The sequence below is a fragment of the Hymenobacter sp. FMD4 genome, assembly GCF_058932745.1.
The window spans coordinates 1-24338 of sequence record NZ_JBZYWH010000043.1 but is presented as its reverse complement, the minus strand read 5'-3'; the positions used below and the strand labels follow the sequence as shown (position 1 = coordinate 24338).

Sequence of the window (24338 nt, the reverse complement as noted above, 5' to 3'; positions counted from 1 at the left end):
CTGGGTATTTTATCTTGGGGCCCTGCTTCTACATGCGAGTACGAGGTCCTGCACGGCAATTTTACAAGAATTAAGCACGCTCTAACATCCACGAATGACATGAAAAGGTCCGGTTTAAGGTTTCTGCTGATAGTCTTGACGCTGGCTTTGGTAGGTTACTGGTCCTCTTCGTCCCGCAATCCTTACAAGGGCGTCGAATGGATCAAAGATTACCCCGGCGCGGGGGATAGGTATGTTACTTTTACTCCAGTTCTTGAAAGCGACAACAACATATAGCTCGGACCAAGTATCGGCGCAGATTACGGTGAGCTATATTTTGAAGATTTGGACAACGACGGCGTTAAGGAAGCTATAGTCCAAAGCAAGCCCTTTCTTACGTTTGAGGAATTTTTTCCCGGCAGAGAGGTGCTGGAATACAGAAAACGCCTTGGACATAGGGCTGAATTCGTACTCTCTCAGAACCTGTCCAAACATTAAGAATAGGCAGGCGCTTGAAGCACAGGGCTACATTAGTCCGGAGGAACTAGGTCACTTGGCTTTCGGGCGTGCTGTAGCAAGTAGTAGGTGATAAACAGCCCTTGGTGCTGGCGACAAATACTCCGACGCCGAACCATGTGCTATTCCACCGGCAGCTTACCGCCCTGCCACCGAGCCACGGGGTAGCGCAAGTGCGAGGGCTCGTAGTTGGGCGAGCGGCGATACACCCAATCAAGCTGCGCGGCGGCGTTTTGGGCAAAGGCCGGGTCGGCCTTCTTACGCTCTTCCAGCTGCTGGCGCAACTGCGGGTCGCGACGGAGCATGTCGGCGGCTACGTCTTCAAAGACATAGTCGGAGAAGTGTTCCTTTTGCTGCAGGATGCTGTCGAAGAAGCCCCAGGCGAAAAAGGAATCGGTGGCTTGCGGCTCCAGGGTTTCGACGGCGTAACGGTTTTGAGGCTGATCGAGCCAGATGACGTAGTCGCCGCGGCGGAAGGCGAGGGGGCGCTGTTCGGGCCGCACGCGCACTTGGCTGTGCAGGTAGTGACCCTCGTAGGGGCGCGGACCGGTTTTGTAGTCGTCGATAAAGTAGACTTCCGCGGTGAGCGTGGTGTCGCGGGTGAGGCGCTGCAGGCGCACGCCGGCCCGCTGCAGGCGCTCTACCACCTCGCCCCAAGCCTGTGGCACTAGGTAAGCAAGAGGCGCCGTTACCTGCACGCTGGGCCGGAAGGTGTTGTAGTATGGAATGGCCTTGGTGAACGGTGCTTTCCGGTCGTAGTACAGCCGAGGCTGCCCACTGACGTCGCTCGGGCGGATTTTGCCCTCGTAGCCTCGGAAACGAAAAGTTTCGGCCTGGGTGGTATCGAGCTGCCAGGCCACGGTGAACTCGCGCTGGGCGGCGGTCTGGCGGTCGGCTTCCTGGCGGGCAGCGGCCAGGGCAGCGGCATCAGTATGCACCTGATTCAACATCAGGGATAGAAAATCATAGGTCACTTCCACGCGGGGCTTGTAGGCCTTGAGCATGTGCGTTTCGGTCACAAACCCAACGCAGTTGAACAACGTGGAGTAGCCGGTGGAATAGCGCGGTGTTTCCAGAAAGCCTACCAGGCCGCGGGCATCGGGCGTGCGGCCCTCAAAATCGACGTAGGGCGTAAGCGGCCACTTTTTCTTTTCCATGCCGGCGTACAGCCCGGGCAGCAACCGGCCCGTCAGGTACTGGCTCATGGCCGGGTGCAGTTTGTCTTTCTGCGTGGCGATGAGCGTCATGGTGTACTGATAATCGGCCCCGTTCGAAGTGTGCGTATCCACGAACACATCAGGTTGCCAGCGCCGAAACAAATCGGCAAACGACCGGGCGTTGCGCGAGTCCTGCTTGATGTAGTCCCGATTGAGGTCGAGGTTGCGGGCGTTGCCGCGGAAGCCGTACTCGCGCGGGCCGTTCTGGTTGGCGCGGGTGGTGGAGTTGCGGTTTAACGAGCCATCCACGTTGTAAATTGGGATGATTACGACCGTGACATTCTGCAACTGCGGGCGCAGCTTTTTCTGCTGCACCAGGTCGCGGGCCAGCATCATGCTGGCATCGATGCCTTCCGGCTCTCCGGGGTGAATGCCGTTCTGAATCAGCAGCACGCGCCGGTTTTTCTGGCGGGTACTGGCGGGGTCGGCGTCGCCATCGATGGAAACGACTACCTCGTGCAGCGGCTGGCCGATATCGGTCTGGCCGGCTTCGCGCAGCGTGATTTCCGGGTAAGCCGCCGCCAGGCGCTGGTAATAGGCAATGCAGTCGGCGTAGGTAGTAGTGGTGTTGCCGTCGCCTTTTTCAAACGGGGTCCGCCAGTCGGGCTTGGTTTCGGCGGGGCCAGCGAGTAGGGCAGAAGAGAAGAGCAGCGCGAGGAGCATGGGCAGAGTGCTTAGGCCGGCAAGATCGGTACCTCGTCGGCAATGACCGCGCTCGGGCCGGTTTCTCGCTCAAATCGAGGCTAAAACGTGCGGCGCGGCGGCGGGAACAGGGCCTGATCGGAGCTGTACCGGCCCGGGCCGATCAGCAGCAAACCTAGAAAGACAACGGACGACTCCACAGCGTGCGAATAACCGCTAAATCCATCACCCGCCACGACGTGCGAAACCGCCGCCACAATCATGGTGAGCAGCAGCAAAGCGCAGGCAAATCGGAAAAACAAGCCCAGCGCCAGCAGCTGGCCACCTACGGCCTCGGCAAAGGCAGCCATAAAGCCCCAGGCGACTGGTGCTACCGTAATGCCGAAATGCTTCATAACGTCGCCGATGGCTGCCCATTTTTCAGGTCCCCCTACCAGCTTGGGGTATCCGTGAAAGGTAAACATCACACCTAAGCCGATGCGGAGCAGCAAAAGCCCCACGTCGGCGTAGCGGTAACGGTTTTCAAACAGCGGCATGGCAGAATCCGAGTGGTGTGGTGAGGCCGCAAACCAAGCGGCCGGCGTATGGGGTTACGCAGTCTGTTCGCGGCCAAAGTACATAATCATACTCGGAATCGTGCGTACCAGGTGCAAATGCTAGCGGAAAAGTATAACGCCGATAATGGATGTTGCGGGCGGTATGTCGTCTTTGCGTAGCAGACCACTGGCCGGTAAACCCTTGGGGTCGAGAATCCACGTCATGTTCATGCGTTCTGACACGGCCACCAGCCCGGCCTCCGTCCGTTCGATAGTCTGGATACCATACGCCGAGCGGGCCTCGCCGAAGCTACTGCCTACGCCCACTGCCTCGGCGGTGCGGTAGCGCGGGTCGCGCACCTGCACGCGCCACAACCGGTAGCCTTCCTCTTCATCACCCACCATCTCCAGCAGCAAGGGCGGGGCACCGGCCGCGGTGCCAGCAGGCTGAAACTCATACACCGGGTATTCAATGCCTTCGAGCGTGCGGGTGGTTTTGCGCAGGCTGCTGGCGGGCACGGCAGCTTGCAGGGCTCCCTCTTTCATATTCAGGCGCAACGGCCCGGCGAAGCCGCGGCGCAGCAGAAAAGCACTGTCGGTAGGAGCCGGCAGGCTAGGCTTGATGGGCGGCAAAGCGGAGGTGGTATCGGACGCTGCCGGAGCAGCCGCGGCAGGCGCTTGCGCGGCAGTTTGTTCTGGGCTGCGGTCGGGGCTGCAGGCCACCGCTAGCGCCGCCAGCACGGCGGCTGCAAGAAAGGAGGAGGGACGGAGCATGCCGCAAACCTACGCAGGCGCGGGGGGTTGCGCTCGAAGCTCCGGCGGATAGCTTCATGAAGCGTTAATTCAACAAATACGAACCTGCCGGCCACAATACCGTAGCCCGGTCTACCTTTGCCGCCATCTTCGAGCCGACTAACCTGCCTTTTGCCGTGAATACCGACGCCCCTGCAAAACCCCTGATCCTGATTTCCAATGACGACAGCATATCGGCGCCCGGCATTGCGGCACTGGTACGCGTAATGCAGCGCATCGGCGAAGTAGTAATCGTGGCGCCCGCCTCGCCCCAGTCGGGTATGGGCCACGCCATCACCCTGGCCGAGCCGCTGCGCCTCGACCGCAGCCACCTCTTCGAAGGCCTGGAAGCTTACACCTGCTCCGGCACCCCGGCCGACTGCGTTAAAATTGCCAAGCATCTGGTGCTAAAGGACCGCCGGCCCGATCTGGTGGTGTCCGGCGTGAACCACGGTTCCAACGCGTCGGTAAACGTAATTTACTCGGGCACCATGTCGGCAGCTATTGAAGCAGCCATTGAAGGATTGCCAGCCATCGGCTTCTCACTCTGTGACTTTTCGCATGAGGCCGACTTCTCCCACGCCGAACCGTGGATTGAACATATTGCCCGCGAGGTGCTGACTAAGGGCCTCCCGGCCGGTACGGCCCTGAACGTGAACATCCCCAAAAAGTCTGACGACCCCATCGTGGGGGCCCGCCTATGCCGGCAGGCCCGGGCCAAGTGGCAGGAGGAATTCGACACCCGCCAGGACCCTTATAACCGGCCGTATTACTGGGTGCTCGGCAACTTTGTGAACGAGGACCACAGCGACGAAACCGACGAGTGGGCGCTGACGCACAATTACGTGAGCATTGTGCCCTGCCAGTACGACCTGACGAACTACGCCGGCCTGCGCCACATGACAACTGACTGGCAGCTGCAACTGCCCGGTCGTTCCACGCCCGCCGAGCCCGCTCAGCCGCACCCCGTCAGCCCCGGCGACTACGGCCCGGCCAATCCGCAGGGATAGACTTAAGAGCATAGCAGTGAGAGGTTAACTATTGGGCTGCCTTGAACTGACAGCATCGAGCTTTCGCAAAAGCGCTTTGGCTTCGTACCAGGGCGCTTTTTGCGTTGGCATGCATTAACTTTTTTCGTCTGACATCCTGAGCAAAGCGAAGGACCTTATTACCGCAGCACGATAGCCGTAATAACGGCTTGTTTCAGCGTGATAAGGCCCTTATGCCGTCAGGATGACGGATGTAGCGGCAAATACAAAATTTGCCAAACGGGCTTGCTGCAGATAAAGGTCAGCTACATGCACCTGCCCGCATTTCACGCGGCCGTTTCCGAGCACAGGTGCTGATCAGTCCTTATATCTTGCCAGCTCCAACACCATTTCCAACCCGAGCCAATGCGCCTTACCCCAATCTGGTTTCTGACCGCTGTTTTCAGCCTGCTGATGAGCTTTCCTGCCCACGCCCAACTCCTTTACACCCAGCGGGAGCCGTTTGCCCACACGTATTCCATTGTGGCCCGCGACCCGCAGACCGGCGATATGGCCGTGGCCGTACAGAGTCACTGGTTTTCGGTGGGCACGGCCGTATCCTGGGCCGAAGCCGGTGTAGGGGCCATTGCTACGCAGTCGTTTACCAACAAAAGCTTCGGCCCGCGCGGGCTGGCTTTACTGAAGAGCGGCAAAACCGCTCAGCAAACTCTAGACGAGTTAATTAGCACCGACGAAGGCCGCGATGTGCGCCAGGTGGCCATTGTCGACAGCAAAGGCAACGTGGCCACGCACACCGGCAAAAAGTGCGTGGACATGGCCGGGCACCAGCAAGGTTCGCAGTTTTCGGTGCAGGCCAACATGATGCTCAATGCCACCGTGTGGCCTGCTATGGCCAAAGCTTTCGAACAAAACAGTAAGCTGCCGTTGGCCGAGCGCATGCTCGCCGCGCTGGATGCCGCTCAGGCGGCTGGCGGCGATATTCGAGGCCGTCAGTCAGCGGCCCTTCTGGTGGTGCGCGGGCAGGCCAGCCAGTCTCCTTGGGACGACCGCCTTATCGACCTGCGTGTGGACGACCATGCCGAGCCGCTCAAGGAACTGCGTCGTCTCTTGAAGCTACAGCGCGCCTACGACCACATGAACGCCGGCGACTTGGCCGTGGAGCAAAACGACATGCCCCGCGCCGTGCGCGAGTACGAAACCGCCGAAAAAGCATTTCCCGACAACGTAGAGATGCGCTACTGGCACGCCATCACGCTGGCCAACAAGGGCCAGGTAGCCGAGGCCAAAAAGCTGCTGCAGCCCATCTTCCGGCAAGAGCCCAATTGGCGTACCCTCACCCAGCGCCTCCCCAAAGTGGGCCTGCTCACCGTGAGCGACGCAGACCTAAAGCAGATACTGGCCCTGAAGTAAAGCAACCCTGGCTTAGCGCAAGTCGTCCGTTTGGTGACTCACCTCAACCATACCTAGTATGTCCCTCCCGATTCGCCTTCTCTGCCTCTTGTTGCTGCTGGTCGGCACGGCCTTCGTGCCGGTGCGCCTGAGCAAGAAGCCCAAAGCTATTACCGTATACGTGGTACGCCACGCCGAAAAAGGTACCCTCACCGATCCATCGCAGCCGAAGGAACAGCCCTTGAGCGTGGCGGGCGAGCAGCGGGCCGCGGCCCTGCTGGAGGCACTGCGCAAAGAGCGCATCGTGGCCGTGTACTCCACCGATACCCGCCGCACCCGCGACACTGCCGGACCGTTGGCTACGGCCAAAAAGCTCACAGTGGAAAGCTACACGCCCAACGCGCCCGGCCTAGCGGAGCTGACGGCCCGCATCCGCCAAACGGTGCCCGGCAAGGCCGTGCTCATCGTCGGCCACTCCAATACGGTGCTGGAAACCGTGGAAGCCCTCGGCGCCAAGCGCCCCGTGCCGCAGCTCTCCGACGACGATTACAACTACCTGTTCAAGGTGACGCTGCCGGAGTCGGGGCCGGTTACGGCCACGGCTTCCCGTTACGGCGCGGGCGCTAAGTAGCGCTATATTGCCGCATGAAGCTAGCAGTACTCTACCGACCAGCAGGCTTAAGCCTGCTGGTCGGTTTGCTTTTGGGCGCTTGCCAATCCGATAACCAAGCCACCACCCAAGCTGGGTCGACCACGGCGGAAACTACCCCGGCCACGCACACCGATTTTCAGGGCTACCGCCGGTACACGGGGCAAGTAGGCACGCTGCCGGTGGTAGTAGAGCTGCAGGTTTTTGATGGGGCTACGGCCGGCACCTACTATTACCAGTGCCGCGGGCAGGAACTGAACCTGAAGGCCGCCCAAGCCGAAGCTGGCCACCCGCTGGTGCTTAATGAAAGTGTAAGCGGAAAGGCTACCGGCAGCTGGCTGGCCACGCAGCCCATCGGGCCCCAGCTGAGCGGTACCTGGCGCAGCGCCGACGGCAAGCGGCAACTGCCCTTCGAGTTGAAAGAAGATTACGACGGTGCCGTACGATACGCCATCGAAGAGTTTCAGAGCTGGGCCAAAGCAACGCCGGATTCCCGCGAATGTGGCAATCCGGCCGATACTCTCCGCTTTACGTTGTCGGTCGTGCATTTGCTGCCGCCTTCTACATCCGCGGTGCTCAACAAGGTGGAGCAGCAGCTACTGCCCGTCGCTTACCCGAAAGTGCAGGCTTACCTTGACGAAAAGCTGCGTGCGGAGGGTGAGTGTGTCAAGATCGATGAATCCGCGTGGGTGACCTACAATGCCGACGGGTTGTTGTCGGTGATGCAGTTTGAAGAAACGGATGGCTTTGGCGCCCACCCAAATCACGGACTGACGCCGGTGACGTTTGACCTGCGCACCGGCCGCAAGCTGGCCCTGACCGATCTGCTCAGAGCCGGTTACGAGCAGCCCCTGCGCCAAATGGTGACCAAAAGGCTGCTGGCCAATGAGGATTTTGGGGCCTATTTCCACGGAGAGCAGGAAGACAGTAGTGGCCGTTTCGACGACTGGCGCGACAAGCAAGGACAGGTACGTGCGCCGCTGCCCCGCAACGGGTACAGCCTTACCCCAGCCGGCGTGGAGTTTATCTACAACGAATACGAAATCACCCCCTACGTGATGGGAAGCCAAACCGTGCTGATCAGCTATGCCGACCTACGTAAGCTGCTGCGGCCTGGTGGACCGTTGGCTGCCGTAGTGGCCCGGATTAAATAATGGTCAACTACCGAATGGGAAGCTGCAGCGAAGGGCAAGTAGTGGTCTAAAAGCTGTTTTGGAGAACGGACATCCTGACGCAGGAAGGACCTTATCACGTCAGAGAGTTATTATCTGAGCGTGATAAGGTCCTTCCTGCGTCAGGATGACAGCCGATGAGGGTAAGGAAAACTCTCAACGAGTGAAGCTCAACAGCTGAGATAAATCATTTTCCCCGCTGACCTACGTCATTAGGTGCTGTGGGGCCGACGGGCACCTTTGGGCTGTACTCCAACTGTACCCTACCATGGACACCATCGTTGTTCTGACCAACCTCTCGCCGGCCGCCGAAAAGGCCCGGCGTTACGCCGCCCACTTGGCCGGCCCCCTTGGCGCCCGCGTGGTGCTGCTACACGTGCATACGCTCGCCGCCCATCACCCCGATACCGGCCCGGTAGCCACCTCACTACTGGAACTGAGCCGTGCCGAAACCGAGCGGCAGTTGGAGCAGCTGGCCGAGAGCATGGTAGTCCCGACGACCGTGGCAGTAGTAGAAGGCACGTTCGCCGACGCCCTGACCGCTGCGGCCCGGCATCAGCCCCTGCTGCTGGTGCTGGGGCTCACCCAGGCCGACGGCTACTTCGAGCCGCTGCTGACCAACCGTGCCCTGCCGTTGCTGCGCAACAGTGGCTACCCCGTGGTGCTGGTACCCGAAACGGCTCCCGTGGCCGCGCCGCGCCGGGTACTCATGGCCATCGATGGCGAGCCATTTGGAGTAATGTCAGCTACGGCGGCCGTTTTTCAGGACATCATCAACACCTGGAAAGCCGACGTGACCATTGCCCGCGCCACCACAGCCGGGACTACCATCAGCACCCAGGAGGCCGTGCTGGCCGTGCAGCAAAGCGGCCTGTTGCCGGCCACGCGCGAAGTCACATTCTGCCACCCGTTGGCCAGTACGCCCGAAGCCGGCATCCGGCACCTGCTGGCCACGCGCCCCATCGATTTGATGGTGCTGGTGGCACGGCGCCGCAGCTTCCTGGGAAGCTTATTTCACCGCAGCGTCACGGCCCGTGTGCTACGTGCAGCCAGCCTTCCAGTACTGCTGCTGCCTGCTGCCGACGGCAAACCGGCGGACGCCGAGCTACAAAGCCGGGAAGCTGTCGGCACAGAACTGGCCTGAAGCATTTTGACACTTATGTAATGCCGAACAAGAGAACGGCGTGTCATTATTGAAATTGATTAAGACCTAAGAAATCCTGCCTGTCATGTCGAACGTAGCCGAGACATGACAGGCAGGATTTCTTAGGTTAGTTTTTATCCGTTCAACGATGCGCTCTGTGGGTCAGGGCTACAAGTCGCCAGCCGTACGTTTGCTATAAGTGCTGGGACATAGTTATTTATGATCCATTGCTGAGACTAGGGCAGGGTTCTAAGCGTATCCGAATTGCGGAATGGCCAACATCTAGAAACTGCCACTTGATGCTTTCAGTCCGTCATGCTGCGCCAGTCTACGCATGACGGATTTGCTGTTTTCCGACCTCCGATTGGTTTCCAACGGCGGACATGCATCCGCCTTCTGGTAAACAGTGTCTGTGAGCCGCGGCTTTTTCTCGCCGTGTCGCCATATTTGCTCTGATGCACTACCGTTCACTTGCCGCCAGCCTGCTGATGATAGCCGGGCTGGCTCTTCCCGCGCAGGCGCAAACGCCTGATACCAAAACCGATTCGCTCAACATCCGCAAAATCTACGACGAGGCCCTGTTGCAGGGGCAGAGCTACGAAAACCTGCGCTACCTATGCACCCGCATCGGGGCCCGTCTCAGCGGCTCGCCGCAGGCGGAGCAGGCCGTGCAGTGGGGCAAGCAAACCATGGAAAAGCTTGGTTTCGACCGCGTATACCTACAAGAAGTAATGGTGCCGCATTGGGTACGCGGCCCCAAAGAAAAAGGCAGCTTCCGCACCGCCAAAGGCAAAGCCCAGTCCGTCGCCTTATGCGCCCTCGGCGGCAGCGTGGGTACCAACGGCAAGCTTAAGGCCCAGGTAGTAGAGGTGCAGAGCATCCAAGAGCTGCGCAACTTGCCCGCAGAAAAGGTGAAGGGCAAGTTCGTGCTCTTTAATCGGCCGTTCGACGACAGGCTCATCGAGCCCGGCGCGGCGTACGGGGCCGCCGGCGACCAGCGCCGCAGCGGTGCCGCCGAAGCTGCCAATCGCGGTGCCGTGGGGGCCTTGGTTCGCTCGCTCACCAGCTCCCTCGATGATTACCCGCACACCGGCACCATGCGCTACGAAGATGGCGTAACGCAAGTACCCGCCGCGGCGCTAAGCACCTTGGCTGCCAATCGCCTGAGTGAGCAACTGAAGCAAGACCCCTCGCTTACTTTCGAGCTGGAAATGGGTTGCCAAACCCTGCCCGACGTGAAATCATACAACGTGGTGGGCGAAGTGAAAGGCTCGAAGTACCCCGATGAAATCATCGCCGTAGGCGGCCACCTTGATTCCTGGGACCTGGCCCAAGGCGCCCATGATGATGGCACCGGCTGCGTGCAAAGCATTGAGGCGCTGCGCCTGCTGCTAGCCTCGGGCCTGCGGCCTGAGCGTACGGTGCGGGCCGTGCTGTTCATGAACGAAGAAAACGGCCTGCGCGGCGGTCTGAAATACGCCGAGCTGTCGAAGGCGGCAGGGGAGAAGCACCTGGCGGCTATTGAGTCAGATGGCGGCGGCTTTACGCCCCGTGGCTTTGGCATCGAAACGCCGGCCAAGGCTACCGTGGCGCAGATCCAGCGCTGGAGTCCGCTGCTAGCCCCGTACCACGCTGGCCAGCTGCAGCCGGGCCATGGCGGCGCCGACATCGGCCCGCTGAAAGACCAGGCCAAAGTGCTCATCGGTTACGACTGCGACTCGCAACGGTACTTCGATCTGCACCACACCGCCGCCGATACCTTCGACAAGGTGCATAAGCGCGAGTTGGAACTCGGCGGGGCAGCCATGGCCAGTCTGATCTACTTGCTAAGCAAATACGGGCTGTAAAGCCCCGAAAGCGTAACCCGCAGACCGGCGGCGTGCGTTGGAGAAGCTGTGACCGAACAGCCAATCTCCACTCGCACGCCGCCGGCGCTTTATCTGCTGGCCACCTTGCCACCCGAGCCGGTATACGGCGAGGTGTGGGCACTAAAACAGGAAGTTCACGCGCGCACCGGCTCGCGCAATGCCGTGCGCCTGCCGCCGCACATAACGCTGCTGCCCCCGTTTAGGCTCGTGCCAGCCGAGTTTGAGCCCGCGGCGCTACTGTCGTTGGCCGAGTTTGCCCGGCATCAGGCACCAGTCGAGGTTGGGCTGCGGAACTTTGCTTGGTTCGGCAACCGCACCTTGTTTGTACACGTCACCGAAGCGGAGGTTCTGAAGCGCCTGCATGCGGAACTGGTAAGCTGGTGCAAAGCGCACTTGCCGGCCATTCCGCACGAAAAGCGCCCCTTCACACCTCACATGACGCTAGCTACCCGCGACCTGCCCCCTGATCGGGTGCCGGCGCTCAAGCAAGACTTCGCGCAGCGGGAATACAGTGGCGCGTTTCCGGTGAAGTCGCTCGTTCTGTTCCGGCACGACGGCCGGCAGTGGCAGCCTATTCAGGAGTTCGAGCTAGGGCAGGCCCTAGAGCCATCTGTTCGGTGATGTCGATACCCAATCATAACAAAGCCGCCCCGCACAACTGTGCGGGGCGGCTTTGTTATGATAAGGCTGGCAGGGACTTAGTTCTGCTCCAAAATCTGGAACAGCTCGTCCAGCTTCGGCGTCAGAATGATTTCGGTGCGGCGGTTCATGGCCTTGTTCTGCGGCGTGTCGTTGGCGGCTACGGGCAGGTAGCGGGAGCGGCCCGAAGGGGTAACCTGCTCAGGCGCCATCCCAGATTCGGTGAGGATGCGGGTAATTTCGGTGGCGCGCAGCACGCTCAGGTCCCAGTTGTCGCGCATGCCGGCGGTGCCGCGCGCGATGGGCACGTTATCGGTATGACCTTCCACCAGCACATTTACGTCCTGGTTGCCTTTCAGCGCTTCGGCCAGTTTGCGCAGCGCGTCCTGGCCACGCGGATCTACCTTCGTTGAGCCCGACTTAAACAACAGCTGTTCCGAGAGCGACACGTATACCTTGCCGTTCTTAAGGTTCACCTGCAGGTCCTGGGCGTTGAAGCCCAGCAGCGCATCGGCTACGCGCTTGCGCAGGGCCTGCACGGCGCGGTCTTTTTCTTCCAGCTTGCGCTGCACTTCGGCCAGACGCTCGGTGAGTTGGCTGTTCTGCTGATTGGCACCGGTCAGGCTTTGGTTGAGCTTATTGACCTGCTCGTTGCTGGCTTCCTCCAAAGCTTTCTTTTCCGCCACTAGCTGTTCGCGGGACTTGGCCAGATCCGCGTATTGGGCTTGCAGGGCGGTGTATTTTTTTTGCGAGACGCAGCTCGGCGCTAGTATCGCGGTGGCCAGCAGGGACGAAGAAAAAAGTACTTGAGTTATGCGGCGTTTCATATGGGGGCAGTGACAGCGGCCGCCGGTATGACGGCGTGTTTGCCGTTCGGTACGTACCCGAAGCTCATCTAGTTTAATGCGTCGCGCCGGCCGAAGTTGGCCACTGTGTGGATTCTGGCGTAATTTTCCGCAGTCATTACCCCGTATTGCCGTTGTCACTCACTCGTTTAGTATTCGCCCTTGCCGTTATGGCGAATCTGTGCCCGACGGCGGTAGGCCAGCCCGATAGGCTGCCTGCTCCCGAAACGGCTTCATCGGCGAAATACTGGGTGTTCTTGCGCGATAAGCACGGCGTCAGCTTTGATGCGGCTGCCTACTTTTCGCCCGAAGCCCTGGCCCGGCGCCAGCGGCAGGGCCTGCCCGTGGCCGACACATCTGATTTCCCAATTCGGCTCGATTATCTGCGCCAAGTGCAAGCCGCGGTAGACACAGTGACGGGCACTACGCGCTGGTTCAACGCTGTGGCCTGCTGGGCCACACCCCGACAAGTGCGGGCCCTGCGGCAGTTGCCAGGCGTGCAAGCCGTGCATCCGATGCCAGCGGCTCCGCTGCAGCCGGCCAGTCGCGGGCTTATGAACGCCAGTGACGGCAGCACCACGCTCTCAGCCGCGGAGCGGCAGTTGGCCCTGCGCCAGACGCGCACCCTAGGTGGAGAAGTGCTGCACCAGGCCGGGCTCGATGGCCGCGGTATCCGCATTGCCGTGCTTGATGTCGGTTTTAGCAATGCCGACCGCCACCCGGCCCTTTCGCACCTGCTGCAGCAAAAGCAAATCGTGCAGGCGTATGACTTCGTGCGCCGCCGCAGCAGCGCCTTCAACGGTGGCGCCCACGGCACCGAAGTACTGTCCTGCCTGGCTGGCCGCTTGCCCGATGGCACTGCGCTGGGCCTGGCTCCGCGGGCCGAATACTTGCTGGCCCGCACCGAGCGGCTCACCCGGGAACTGTACAGCGAAGAAGAAGCTTGGCTGGCTGCCGCCGAATGGGCCGACCGCCACGGCGCCGATATCATCAGTTCGTCGTTGGGCTACACCGATAGCCGTTATTTTCCCGAGCAGATGAACGGCCGCACCAGCCTGGTGGCCCGGGCCGCTACCATGGCCGTGCGCAAAGGCATGCTGGTGGTGTGCGCCGCCGGCAACGACGGTGACGACCCGCGCTGGCGCATCGTGGGCACGCCCGCCGATGCTGATTCTGTCCTGGCCGTTGGCGGCATCGACCCCGATACCTGGGTGGCCACTGATTTCAGCTCCTGCGGCCCCGCTGTGGGCGGCCGGCGCAAGCCCAATGTTTCGGCCTTTGGGGTGGTGATGGCCGCGGCCTCGGGCAGCCGCTATGTCCGGGCTGAGGGCACTTCCTTCGCTACTCCGCTGGTAGCCGGTCTCGCGGCCTGCGTGTGGCAGCAGCGGCGCCAACTCACGGCGATGCAGTTGTTTGGGGCGTTGGAACAATCTGCCACGTTGCATCCATATTTTGATTACGCCCACGGCTATGGGCTGCCGCAGGCCAACCGCTGCCTGCAGCCCGCCGCGCCGGTGGCACCCACCTTGGACATCGTGGCCTCAGCTGGAAAGGTTCAGGTGATTATCCGGCCCGAAGCCACGTTGGCTCTGCGTCCGCTGCCGCTCTATTCCGATTCCACAGCCGCCGTGGGAGCCTTGGCCGTGGAGCCCCAGCGCGATAGTCCGGCGCGGCCGGGACTGGAAAAATCTTCGACCCTACGCCTACGCGAAGAGAACAGCGGCTTGCCATTGCCTTTGCCGTACCCGGCGTATTGCTACTGGCACCTGGCAGATGCCCGCGGCCGCCTGCGTCGCTACCAGGTATTGGAGGTGTCGCAGCGGGCTGTGCTGGAGCTGCCGGCCGGCACCTGGACCCCCGGCGACCTGCTGCGCGTGCATTACCGCGGCTATACCACCGAACTTATATTGCCATGAAGCCCGCCTCGCTACTTTTTTTGACGGGCCTACTCACTGCGGCGGCCGCACCGGCACTGGCCCAGCGCGCATTGCTCAGCACCGAGGTCAGTACTGACACCGCCCGGCAGCAGTTTGGGCCCAACCGCCGCCATTTCCGCCATGTGTATGTGGGGTATCAATTCGTGGTGGGGCAGCCGCAACAGACTGGCGCTGATCTACACCCTTGGGCCTCGAGCGAAATCGTGTTGGGATACCGCGAAAAGCTACGCCTAAGCCAATGGTTGTCCTTGGGGGCCGATGTGCGCTACGCACGTCTGAGTTACCGATTGGTGCAAAACAGCACGAAGATTCTGCCTACGGCCGAGCAGCACTACCGCGAGTCACTCGCTTTGCAACGCACCGACGCAGAGGGGTGGCTTCGCCTGAATGCCGGGCGGCGCGGCAATTCCATTGGCCGGTACCTGGATTTGGCTGGCTGGGGAGGCTATACCTTCGCCACGGCACATCATACTGAAAACCGCCCCAACGGCCCGCTTGGCAAGCGCGTGAGCGTGACGGCTCGTGGCTTGGACTATGTGCAGCGCTGGAATTATGGCGTGGGGGCCCGCATCGGGAGTGGCCGCTACGCCGCCGTGGCGCGCTACCGCCTTTCCGATTCGTTTCGGGGGACACTGGGGGCACGTTACCCTGAGTTGCCGCGTCTCACCCTCGGCCTCGAAATCGGAGCTTTGTTGTAAGGCCCTGCCCGGCCACTGCAACCGTGCTGATGGGCTTACGTACGGGCAAATCAATATGGCTGGTATGAGGATGGCTAGAAAAAATGGCCTTTCGGCGTCAACTAGGCGCGCATTTTCGTACATATGCCTGACTGACGAAGATCCTACCACATGAAAAAAATACTGCTCCCCATTACGTTCCTGCTCTTGTTGATCCAGGCGTCGTGCGTGACGACTGACCGCGAGGTGGGTACGGCCAATGCTGACCGTTTGTACACCCCGAAGCCCGAAGCCGACCGCAGCCGCCTGACCAGCCGCACCGTACTCCGTACGGTCCAAGCCCAGCACGAATTCTCCGACAACCGCAACAAGGACCGCTTTGTGTTGCTGCTCCAGGGCCCGAAAATCCTGGACGCTAACGCCCGCTTTCTGATCATTTCTTCCAAGGGCGACACGCTTCGCAACGAGGTAATGCCCGCCCGTGTGCTTATTGATGAGCGTGCTCTGCAAGTGGACCCGCAAGGCTCGTCGGTACGGGCCCGTGAACTGGCCATTCTGCAAGGCATGAACCGGTTTTTCACCCAGGACAAGTTCACCTCGCCAGCCATACCGCGCTCCGTCACCACGCCGCCCTCCGACACGGACCCCGAAGGCTGGCAGGCTGTGCAAGCCGACAACCGCGCTGTAGGCTTTGATTACATCGATGCCACGGGCCGCGAAAAGCGCATTGCCTACGCCAAGAAGCTTAACAAAGCCGTAGTGGTGGCTGACTAACATTCAGCTGCCCCTAACGCCCAACGGCCCGCTCCACCTACGTTGTGGAGCGGGCCGTTGCTATTCAAGGCCATGCCGGGATAGGCTTAAGCTACGCGCAGCCAGCCGATACGCCCATCGGCGTTGCGTACCAAGCGGTAGCCGCTCCATTCGCCGAGTACGGCAATGCGACTGTTAGCTGGCAGCGTATCAAGCGGCGCGGCTGTGAGAGTAGGAGTGCTGAGTAAGTCGGAAGTGGCGGCGAGGGCTTCGCGGCGTAGCACATCCGTGGCCACAGCCTTGGCGGGCACGTAGCCCAGCTGCCCGCTGGGGTCTTGCACGCGCAGCCAGTCGGCAGTAGCGCCTACCACCAGCAGCGGCGTGTTTTTGGCTAGGCCGGCCTGTTTTTTAGGGGCGGCAGTGGGTACTGGGCGCAGGGGCGTGCTGGCCGCCGTGAGGCGTACCCACTGGCCCAGCCGCTCAGGTGAGGTGCGCGGAGCGGCCGGTTCTTTGTCCGAAGCCCGCACAAACGGGAAGGGGTCCACGGCGCCATGGCCCGAGCGGTAGATGCCGAAATGCAGGTGCGGGGGCGTACTGCGGGCATTGCCCGTATTACCGACGAGGCCCAGCGTATCACCAATCTGCACTACCTGGCCGGCGCGCACGAGCTGCTGATCAAGGTGGGCGTAATAGATGTGCTGCCCGTGCACGGCATCGGCCAGCCACACCACGCGGCCGCCGCGCGGCGTCTCGTTAACGCGGGTAATCATGCCCGGCGCAGCGGCAACCACCGGCGTGCCGCGCTTGGCAAAGATGTCGATGCCCTCATGGCGGCGGGCACCGTTGTCGCGGTCAGCACCCCAGAACGAGCCTACAGCTACGTCGTTTTTACCGTGCACCGGAAATGCCAGCGAAGGGGCCCGTTGGATGCTGATGGTAAAGCGCGCCGAGCGCAACAATTCCGGCTGCACGCGCAGCAGGTGCTGGTGATTGTCCTCGGCCACGTAGCTGAAAGCGCGGCTGGTGGTATCGGCAGAGGCTACGGGGCGCAAGCGGCGGTTGTCGGGATTCAGCTCAAAGGCATCCACAAACACGTGCACATCGGCTGACGCAGGCTCTACTGTGAGCTTGATATTGATCCGCTCGCCAGCCCGCACGGCGTAGCGGTACGACGCCGCAAAGGCCTGCTCGGCGCGGAAGATGCCGGTTTCCTTGAAGGGCAGCGTGACTACCAGCGAGTCGCGCAGCGCCTTGTCGGCAGCGGCCAGCCAGTCGCGGCCCAGCGCCGTCTTATCCAGGCCGGATTGCTTCAGCTTGCGGGCATACGCTTCGTGGGCCGTGCGCGGTTGGCTAAAAATGCCTTGAAGCGTTTGCTGCTTGCCGCAGGAAGCCAGAAGTATAGCAAGGAATAAGAAGGGGAGAAGCCAGCCTACAGGCCGGCGCATCGTCGTCAGTTGGCGCATACCTTGGTACAACACCTAATGGAATAGGAGGGTTCGGTTGGAAACCCCAGCGCCCTTCCGCCGCGGAAACAGTATTATTGACGGCTTATTTATGCCTTGCCGTATGTTTTCCGCTGAACGTATCCTGACTATTCGTAAAAGCCGGGGCTTTTCCCAGGAAATGCTGGCGGAGCAGTCGGGAGTGAGTTTGCGTACCATTCAGCGGGTAGAGCAGGGCGACACGGTGCCGCGCGGCCATACCCTGCAAGCCCTGGCCGCGGCCCTCGGCGTCTCCCTGGATGACTTTCGAGCCGAGCCCGTGCCGCCAGCGCCCGAAGCAGCGGTTATGCGCGAAACTACTCCCGAGCTACCTGCCATTTCGGAAGCAGCCTCGCTGGTTTCAACACCTCCAGCAGCGTGGGAATATCCAACCTCAACGCTTTCTAAACTGCCCGAAGCCGTCCAGGCCGCTGCGTCTTCCAACCTGCGTCACGACCCGCAGTTTGTGCAGCTGCTCAACCTGAGTGCCCTCGGCTTCCTGATGTTTCCGCTGCTCAACATTGTGCTGCCGCTGCTGCTCTGGCGCGCCCGCCGCCACGATACCGAACACGTGGCCGGGGTAGGCCGACGGGTGCTCGGCTTTCAAATTCTCTGGCAAGTCGCCAGCACCCTGGCTTACTTGCTGCTGGTGCTGGCGCACTGGATAGCGGCGCGCTTTTTTCAGGCCGTGCTGCCCGGTACTTTCATCGGGGTATTCGTCGTCTCATACGTGCTCAACGTGGTGGCTGTGGGCTATGCAGCGCTGCAACTTCGGCGTGGGAAGCTGGATGTGTACCCGGTTCGGTTATGAGTATGATTTGCAGATTGTTATAATGAGTGGCGGCTAAATGGCGGCAAAATGACGCAGGGGCAGATGAGGCCGGCCGGTAGGTTTGCTGACGTAATCCAACCCGCTGTTCTGCTCCATGAAAACGCTCGCCAAGATTCTGCTTTCCGTATTGCTGCTGCTCGTGCTGGGTGGTATTGGAGGCTACTTTTACATGCAACAAAAGTTTGCGCCGCCGACCAATCAGCTCACCCTAACGGGGCTGCCGGCCCGCGGTATTCTGCAGTGGTTGCCTGATTCCGGAGCCCAGCCCGTGGTGCCCCATGCCGCCTTGTTGGTGCCCGTTCGCCTGCCTGGCTGCCCCCGCCAGTGCTTCCTGCAATTCGATACAGGCGCCCCGTACTCGCTGCTCTATGAGTACCCGCTGGCCAGCCTGCGCCGCCGCTATCCGGCAGTGGGCGCCAGCTTGCAGCCAAGCCAGGATACCGTCCACAATTTTCGCTTTTCGCTAGGCGGCGCCCAAGTAGCGCTGCGCCGCATCAAGGTACTGGCCCACGGCCGCAAAGAACTGCCCGCCGATACAGCTCAACCGCTCATCATCGGCACGTTGGGAACTGATGTCTTGGAAGGCCGCGTGCTGGTGCTCGACTACGCCAAGGGCCGTTTCACACTGGACACGCAGGTGCCCGATAGCCTTGCAGGCCGCGCTGAATTTGTGCCTCTGGCCTTTACCAACCGCCGCCTGCTGCTCGACGCGGGCCTGCAGGGCCGCTCCCAGCAGCTGATGTTCGACTCCGGTTCGAGTGCCTTTGCCCTGCTCACCAGTCAAGCCAACTGGGCGCAGCTGGCCGTGCCCGGCGCCCCGGCTCAAACAAACCCAACCAATTCCTTCGGCAAAAAGCTGCTGGTACACACCGTGCCCACTGCCGCAGGGCTCCGCCTGGGTAGCGCCGAGGTGCCGCTACGCACCGTCACCTACGTCGAAGGCATGAGCCTGCTGCAGCAAGGAATGATGCGTTTTTCGGGCATGATGGGCATGCTGGGCAACGAGCCCTTCGCCACCCGCACCATCATCCTGGACGTGCGGGGCGGGCGTTTCGGGGTGCTGCGCTAACCCGGGCCCGGTTCGGTTGTTTTTCGGCGGGGCCGTTACCTTTATGCCTCATTCCTCCCGCTGCCCATGAAACTCATCGAATGCCCCCGCGACGCCATGCAAGGCTGGCCGGACTTCATTCCTACTGAAACCAAAACCGCCTACCTCAACGCCCTGCTGCGCGTCGGCTTCAATACCCTGGACTTCGGCTCGTTCGTGTCGCCCAAGGCCATACCGCAGCTTCGCGACACGGCCGAGGTGCTGGCCGGCCTCGACCTGAGCCAGACCCGCACCAAGCTGCTGGCCATCGTGGCCAACCTACGCGGCGCCGAAACGGCCGCGGGTTACGGCGAAATCCAGTACTTGGGTTTTCCGCTATCGGTATCGGAGACGTTTCAGCAGCGCAATACCAACAAGAGCATTGCCGAGGCGCTGACGGAAGTGGCCCAGATGCAGGAGCTGTGCCAGCAGCGTGGCAAAGAGCTGGTGGTGTACCTGAGCATGGGCTTCGGCAACCCTTACGGCGACCCATGGAACCCCGAAGTGCTGGGCGAGTTCACCCGCAAGCTCGATGCCCTCGGCGTGCGCATCGTGGCTTTGTCGGATACCATCGGGGCTTCCACCCCCGAAACCATCATCCCGCCTTTCCGTGAGCTGACGGCCGCCTTTCCCCACATCGAGTTCGGAGCGCACCTGCACACCACGCCGCAGAGCTGGCGCGAAAAGGTGGAAGCGGCCTACGCGGCCGGTTGCCGCCGTTTCGATGGGGCCTTGGGCGGCATCGGCGGCTGCCCCATGGCGGCCGATAAGCTCACCGGCAACATGGCCACCGAAAACCTGATCAGCTACTTCGGCGAGCAGGGTGTGCCTACCGGGCTGAACTTGGAGGCGCTGGGTGAGGCCCAACGCCTGAGCCAGCAGGTGTTTGCCGGGCACTGATGCCCTTTCTCATTTTGTAATTCTGAGCCGAACCACGGACTGTATAAGTCAAGGCCCTATCCCACGCAGCCCGATTCGTTTTGCTGTGTGATGGACTTGGGCTCCGCTCAGGATGACAATCGACGGAACTGAGCTTGGCTTCAACCTGCCAAACCCCGTTAGACGTACCTTACGCCTTCTGATTACGCTTATCTGCCCATGCCTGCTGCCCTAGTCGACATCTTTATTCCTTGCTTTGTTGATCAGCTCTTTCCCGATACCGCCATGAACATGGTAAAGGTGCTGGAATCGGTTGGTTGTCAAGTCAATTACAACCCCAACCAGACCTGCTGTGGGCAGCCCGCTTTCAATGCCGGTTACCGCCAGGAAAGCCAGCAGGTAGCGGAGAAATTCCTCACCGATTTTGCCGGCGCTGCCGAGCGTTACGTGGTCAGCCCCTCGGCCTCGTGCGTGGGCATGGTGCGCAACCACTACGGCGAGTTGCTCGACGATTCGCCCCGCTGCGGCGAGTTCCCGGCCTTGCAGCGGCGCGTATTTGAGTTTACTGAGTTTCTGGTGGGCGTGCTCGGCGTCACCAGCATCCCCGGTGCTAAGCTCGCCGGTAAGTACACCTATCACGACTCCTGCGCCGCGCTACGTGAGTGCCACATCCGTGAAGAACCGCGGCAGCTGCTCGATTCGGTGGCGGGCCTGGAGCGTCTGGAAATGGAAGAAACTGAAACCTGCTGCGGCTTCGGCGGCACCTTCGCCGTGAAGTTCGAGCCCATTTCGGTAGCTATGGCCCAGCAGAAGGTGGAGCACGCCCTGGCTACCGGCGCCGAGTACCTCGTCAGCACCGATACCAGTTGCCTGATGCACTTGGATGCCTATATCCGCAAGGAAAAGAAGCCGTTGCGTACGCTGCATGTGGCCGACGTGCTGGCTAGTGGCTGGTAAAGCACACTTCTAGCTCCACTCAATCACCAACGCCGTCCAACCATTCCCTCGCATATGACCCGAGCTGAGCGCCTGAAGCAGCTGGTGTACCGGGGCCTTGACCCCAACGATGGCGGGCGGGGCTGGGAGAACTTGGTAAGCTGGATGCTGGTGCTGCTGGTGATAATCAATATCCTGGCAGTGGTGCTGGATTCGGTGACCGGCATCCACCAGGCTCATGCCCTGGTTTTTTTGCGCATCGAGCAGGTTTCGTTGGCGGTGTTCACGCTTGAATACCTGCTGCGGGTGTGGAGCGTTACTGCCCGGCCTGGCATGCAGGGCCATGGTATAAAGGGCCGGCTGGCTTACATGCTCACGCCGATGATGCTGATCGACCTGGTGGCCATTTTGCCGTTTTACCTGGCCGCGGGCAGCATGGATTTGCGAGTGTTGCGCTTGTTTCGGCTGTTTCGGCTGCTTAAAATTACCCGCTACATACGGGCCCTACGCATCATCAGCAGCGTGGTGCGCCAAAAGCGAGCCGAATTGAGCGTTACGTTGGCCGTTATCTTGGTTATGTTGGTGCTGGTGTCCAGTATCATGTACTTCGTTGAAAACGAAGCCCAGCCCGACAAATTTGCCAGCATCCCGGACACGATGTGGTGGGGCGTGGCCACGCTCACCACCGTGGGATACGGCGATATTTATCCGGTGACGCCGCTGGGCAAGATTCTGAGCAGCGTTATAGCCATTATCGGCCTAGGGCTTTTCGCCATTCCTACCGGCATCCTGGCGTCAGGATTTACCGAGCAACTGGCCAAGGACCGTCCTCAGGAGGCTCTGGGTTGCAAATACTGCCCTCACTGTGGAGAGAAGCTTCCTGAGCTGTAAGAATAAGTTTGTCCTGACTAGTTCAGCCGACGTAGCGTTGCAGGATAACGCACTCAGTGCGAAATCATGAGTGGCGCATGCGCCACTCAAATGACTGGAGCTGTGCATGGTGCTAATTTTAATAATTAATTGATAATCAACAGGTAAATCAGGAGGGCTGTATTCGTTATTTGTTTGCGTAATGAGCCTTTTTCGCCGTCACCTGAAGACTACTATAGCAATGGTATTGTATGGATCTTGGTGGGCCTTTCTGATTAACTGGTTTGTCTCCGGCTCCGCTCAGCACCCACATTCCTGTGGAGCAGCAAATGGCGGGCTTGTACTGCTGACTTTGTTACTAGCCTCCGTTTTTCTGCTGGTTTTGGGAGGCTTAATCCTGTTTAGCAAGGGGCAACGACGCAAAGACTACATAGTTTTTCTGGGTCTTACTTGCGCTCCGGTGCTAGTTGCAGTTTGCCTAACCCTAGTTTGAGCGTAATAATCAGCGAGTCAGGTCAGGAAAAACTAAAGCCCGGCTTAGACGACCGGGCTTTGGTTTAATATACCTAGTACCTAAGGGTAGTCTAGGATTTACAGCAGCGCCTTAATTCGTGCCTTCAGCCCCTCTGATGCTTCCATTAGCGGCAGGCGCACGGCGCCGGGAATCACTTCCAGCAGTTCCAGTGCGGCTTTAACGCCCACGGGGTTGGCCTCTTCGTACATCAGCGGGTTTAGTGGCAGCAGTTCAAACAGCAACTGGCTGGCAGCCTTATAGTCGCCGGCCAGGGCGTGGCGGGTCATGTCGGAGAACTTGCGCGGGAAAGCGTTGGCCAGCACTGAGATAATGCCCACGCCGCCGAAGGAGATGAGTGGGGTGGTGAGCATGTCGTCGCCGGAGATGAGCAGGAAGCCTTCGGGTTTGCTGGCCGCTATTTGCATGCACTGCTCCACATTACCGCTGGCTTCCTTGGTGCCGATGATGTTCGGGTGCTGGGCCAGCGTGAGCGTGGTTTCGGCGGTGATATTGGAGGCGGTGCGGCCGGGCACGTTGTACAAAATCACGGGCACTGGGCAAGCGTCGGCTAGGCGCTGGTAATGGGCAATGATGCCGCGCTGCGTGGGCTTGTTGTAGTACGGCGAGGCCGATAGGATAGCCGCAACGCCTTCCAGGTTGGTGCTCTGGATGGTGCGCTCCACCGCGGCGGTGTCGTTGCCACCAATGCCATACACCAGCGGCACGCGGCCGGCTACGTGCTCCTTGGCTACGCGCAGGATTTCGGCTTTTTCTTCAGTGGTGGTCGTCGGCGACTCGGCCGTGGTGCCGTTCACCACAATGTATTCTACTCCGCCATCGATGACAAAATCGAGCAAGCGGCGCAACGCAGCGTAATCGACGGAAAAGTCGGTGGGAGAGAAGGGCGTAACCAGCGCTACACCGGTACCAATTAATTTGTCCATGAGGGGCCGAAACCGTTAGTTTTGTAGGGTGAACCGGCCGTGCGAAGGTACAAAAGCGCCCGGCTTTGGTTGGTTTTTGGGCTCGATTTCCTCCTTCTAGGCCTTAGTGGCCGCTTTTCTTCCGCATGTCGCATCGTTTATCTTCCTTTCTGCTGGGCGCCGCTGCCTTAGCCGCTGGCTTCGCTTTGCCCGCTTGTAGCACCGAAAAAGCTTCGGCTACCGAAACCGATACGCCGGCTACGGCCACCGCCGAAGCTATGTCGGGTACGGCCGTGACGGCTGCCGAAGAAAAAGCCGCTGCCCCGGCCGACGTTACCACCTCCGCCCCCGACCCCAGCAGCATCCCTGCCTCGGCCGTAAACAATGCCGCCGCTATTCTGGCCCGCCCGCAGGTACCCATCCTGTGCTACCACCAGATCCGCGACTGGACCGCTAAGGACTCCAAAGGCGCCAAGGATTACATCGTGCCAGTGGAGCAGTTCAAGGCCCAGATGAAGATGCTGGCCGATTCGGGCTACCATACCATCCTGCCCGATCAATTGTATGCCTACCTGACCACCGGCGCCAAACTGCCCTCGAAGCCGGTGATGCTCACCTTCGACGACACCGACCTCGACCAGTTTACCGTGGCCAAGCCGGTGATGGATAAGTACGGCTTTAAGGCCGTATACTTCATCATGACGGTAAGCCTAGGCCGGCCGCGCTACATGAGCAAGGCGCAGGTAAAGCAGCTTTCCGACGAAGGCAACGTCATCGGGTCGCACACCTGGGACCACCACAACGTGAAGAAATACCAGGGCCAGGACTGGGTTACGCAGATCGAGAAGCCCACCAAAACGCTGGAGGAAATCACCGGCAAGAAGATTCAGTACTTCGCGTACCCCTTCGGCCTGTGGAACCCCGAGGCCATTCCGGAGCTGAAGAAGCGCGGCATGACGGCCGCCTTTGTGCTGGCCGAAAAGCGTGACCAGCAAGACCCACTGTTCACCATCCGCCGCATCATTGCCAGCGGCTACTGGAGCCCCAAAACGCTGCACCGCAGCATGGTGCA

Annotated in this window: 22 protein-coding genes; 16 read left to right on the top strand and 6 right to left on the bottom strand. The window is 60.6% G+C overall.

Annotated features, from left to right (window positions below; all coding sequences use genetic code 11):
• Positions 1-617: 617 nt before the first annotated feature.
• The 3 genes from AC5FXY_RS21910 to AC5FXY_RS21900 form a co-directional block, all read right to left on the bottom strand.
• A complete protein-coding gene (locus tag AC5FXY_RS21910; RefSeq protein WP_493558867.1) occupies positions 618-2375 on the bottom strand; it encodes a M14 family metallopeptidase in 1758 nt (585 codons plus the stop codon).
• 80 nt (positions 2376-2455) lie between these two features.
• Complete coding sequence (locus AC5FXY_RS21905) at positions 2456-2890, bottom strand: DoxX family protein (protein ID WP_493558866.1); 435 nt, start codon at positions 2888-2890, stop codon at positions 2456-2458.
• Between the two features lie 120 nt (positions 2891-3010).
• Complete coding sequence (locus AC5FXY_RS21900) at positions 3011-3664, bottom strand: hypothetical protein (protein WP_493558865.1); 654 nt, start codon at positions 3662-3664, stop codon at positions 3011-3013.
• A 155-nt stretch (positions 3665-3819) separates the two neighbouring features.
• Here AC5FXY_RS21900 and surE point away from each other — a divergent pair, with 155 nt between their 5' ends.
• From surE to AC5FXY_RS21865, 7 genes are all read left to right on the top strand, one after another.
• The gene (gene surE, locus AC5FXY_RS21895) at positions 3820-4692 is read left to right on the top strand and encodes a 5'/3'-nucleotidase SurE (protein WP_493558864.1); all 873 of its coding nucleotides are present in this window, start codon (positions 3820-3822) and stop codon (positions 4690-4692) included.
• A 384-nt stretch (positions 4693-5076) separates the two neighbouring features.
• Positions 5077-6081, top strand: a complete 1005-nt coding sequence (locus tag AC5FXY_RS21890; protein ID WP_493558863.1) for a DUF1028 domain-containing protein — start codon at positions 5077-5079, stop codon at positions 6079-6081.
• A gap of 58 nt (positions 6082-6139) precedes the next feature.
• Positions 6140-6691: a histidine phosphatase family protein gene (locus AC5FXY_RS21885; protein ID WP_493558862.1), complete on the top strand. Its 552-nt coding sequence runs from the start codon at positions 6140-6142 to the stop codon at positions 6689-6691.
• Between the two features lie 14 nt (positions 6692-6705).
• The gene (locus tag AC5FXY_RS21880; protein ID WP_493558861.1) at positions 6706-7863 is read left to right on the top strand and encodes an RsiV family protein; all 1158 of its coding nucleotides are present in this window, start codon (positions 6706-6708) and stop codon (positions 7861-7863) included.
• 286 nt (positions 7864-8149) lie between these two features.
• Positions 8150-9025, top strand: a complete 876-nt coding sequence (locus AC5FXY_RS21875) for a universal stress protein (protein WP_493558860.1) — start codon at positions 8150-8152, stop codon at positions 9023-9025.
• 455 nt (positions 9026-9480) lie between these two features.
• Positions 9481-10872: a M28 family peptidase gene (locus tag AC5FXY_RS21870; RefSeq protein ID WP_493558859.1), complete on the top strand. Its 1392-nt coding sequence runs from the start codon at positions 9481-9483 to the stop codon at positions 10870-10872.
• A gap of 48 nt (positions 10873-10920) precedes the next feature.
• Complete coding sequence (locus AC5FXY_RS21865; RefSeq protein WP_493558858.1) at positions 10921-11514, top strand: 2'-5' RNA ligase family protein; 594 nt, start codon at positions 10921-10923, stop codon at positions 11512-11514.
• 77 nt (positions 11515-11591) lie between these two features.
• On the opposite strand, the gene AC5FXY_RS21860 is transcribed toward AC5FXY_RS21865, so the two are convergent.
• Positions 11592-12359, bottom strand: coding sequence for an OmpA/MotB family protein (locus tag AC5FXY_RS21860; protein WP_493558857.1), 768 nt, complete (start codon positions 12357-12359; stop codon positions 11592-11594).
• Positions 12360-12547: 188 nt separating this feature from the next.
• Here AC5FXY_RS21860 and AC5FXY_RS21855 point away from each other — a divergent pair, with 188 nt between their 5' ends.
• The 3 genes from AC5FXY_RS21855 (at position 12548) to AC5FXY_RS21845 (ending at position 15765) form a co-directional block, all read left to right on the top strand.
• Positions 12548-14293, top strand: a complete 1746-nt coding sequence (locus AC5FXY_RS21855) for a S8 family serine peptidase (protein WP_493558856.1) — start codon at positions 12548-12550, stop codon at positions 14291-14293.
• Positions 14290-15012 (top strand): hypothetical protein, encoded by a 723-nt coding sequence (locus AC5FXY_RS21850; protein WP_493558855.1) that lies wholly within the window; start codon positions 14290-14292, stop codon positions 15010-15012. The genes AC5FXY_RS21855 and AC5FXY_RS21850 overlap by 4 nt, the downstream gene beginning before the upstream one ends.
• 150 nt (positions 15013-15162) lie before the next feature.
• Positions 15163-15765, top strand: coding sequence for a hypothetical protein (locus AC5FXY_RS21845; protein ID WP_493558854.1), 603 nt, complete (start codon positions 15163-15165; stop codon positions 15763-15765).
• A gap of 86 nt (positions 15766-15851) precedes the next feature.
• Here AC5FXY_RS21845 and AC5FXY_RS21840 read toward each other — a convergent pair whose 3' ends face one another.
• Entirely contained in the window at positions 15852-17222 is a 1371-nt protein-coding gene (locus AC5FXY_RS21840) for a peptidoglycan DD-metalloendopeptidase family protein (RefSeq protein ID WP_493558853.1), read from the bottom strand.
• An 88-nt stretch (positions 17223-17310) separates the two neighbouring features.
• Here AC5FXY_RS21840 and AC5FXY_RS21835 point away from each other — a divergent pair, with 88 nt between their 5' ends.
• The 5 genes from AC5FXY_RS21835 (at position 17311) to AC5FXY_RS21815 (ending at position 21850) form a co-directional block, all read left to right on the top strand.
• On the top strand, positions 17311-18036 hold the full coding sequence (locus AC5FXY_RS21835; RefSeq protein WP_493558852.1) for a helix-turn-helix domain-containing protein: 726 nt from the start codon (positions 17311-17313) through the stop codon (positions 18034-18036).
• A 115-nt stretch (positions 18037-18151) separates the two neighbouring features.
• The gene (locus tag AC5FXY_RS21830) at positions 18152-19126 is read left to right on the top strand and encodes a hypothetical protein (RefSeq protein WP_493558851.1); all 975 of its coding nucleotides are present in this window, start codon (positions 18152-18154) and stop codon (positions 19124-19126) included.
• A 66-nt stretch (positions 19127-19192) separates the two neighbouring features.
• The gene (locus AC5FXY_RS21825; RefSeq protein WP_493558850.1) at positions 19193-20044 is read left to right on the top strand and encodes a hydroxymethylglutaryl-CoA lyase; all 852 of its coding nucleotides are present in this window, start codon (positions 19193-19195) and stop codon (positions 20042-20044) included.
• Between the two features lie 198 nt (positions 20045-20242).
• The gene (locus AC5FXY_RS21820) at positions 20243-20980 is read left to right on the top strand and encodes a (Fe-S)-binding protein (protein WP_493558849.1); all 738 of its coding nucleotides are present in this window, start codon (positions 20243-20245) and stop codon (positions 20978-20980) included.
• A gap of 54 nt (positions 20981-21034) precedes the next feature.
• The gene (locus tag AC5FXY_RS21815; protein ID WP_493558848.1) at positions 21035-21850 is read left to right on the top strand and encodes an ion transporter; all 816 of its coding nucleotides are present in this window, start codon (positions 21035-21037) and stop codon (positions 21848-21850) included.
• Between the two features lie 570 nt (positions 21851-22420).
• Here AC5FXY_RS21815 and dapA read toward each other — a convergent pair.
• On the bottom strand, positions 22421-23287 hold the full coding sequence (gene dapA / locus AC5FXY_RS21810) for a 4-hydroxy-tetrahydrodipicolinate synthase (RefSeq protein ID WP_493558847.1): 867 nt from the start codon (positions 23285-23287) through the stop codon (positions 22421-22423).
• A gap of 125 nt (positions 23288-23412) precedes the next feature.
• On the opposite strand from dapA, the gene AC5FXY_RS21805 reads away from it, so the two are divergent.
• On the top strand, positions 23413-24338 hold a 926-nt coding region (locus tag AC5FXY_RS21805; protein WP_493558846.1), incomplete at its 3' end, for a polysaccharide deacetylase family protein.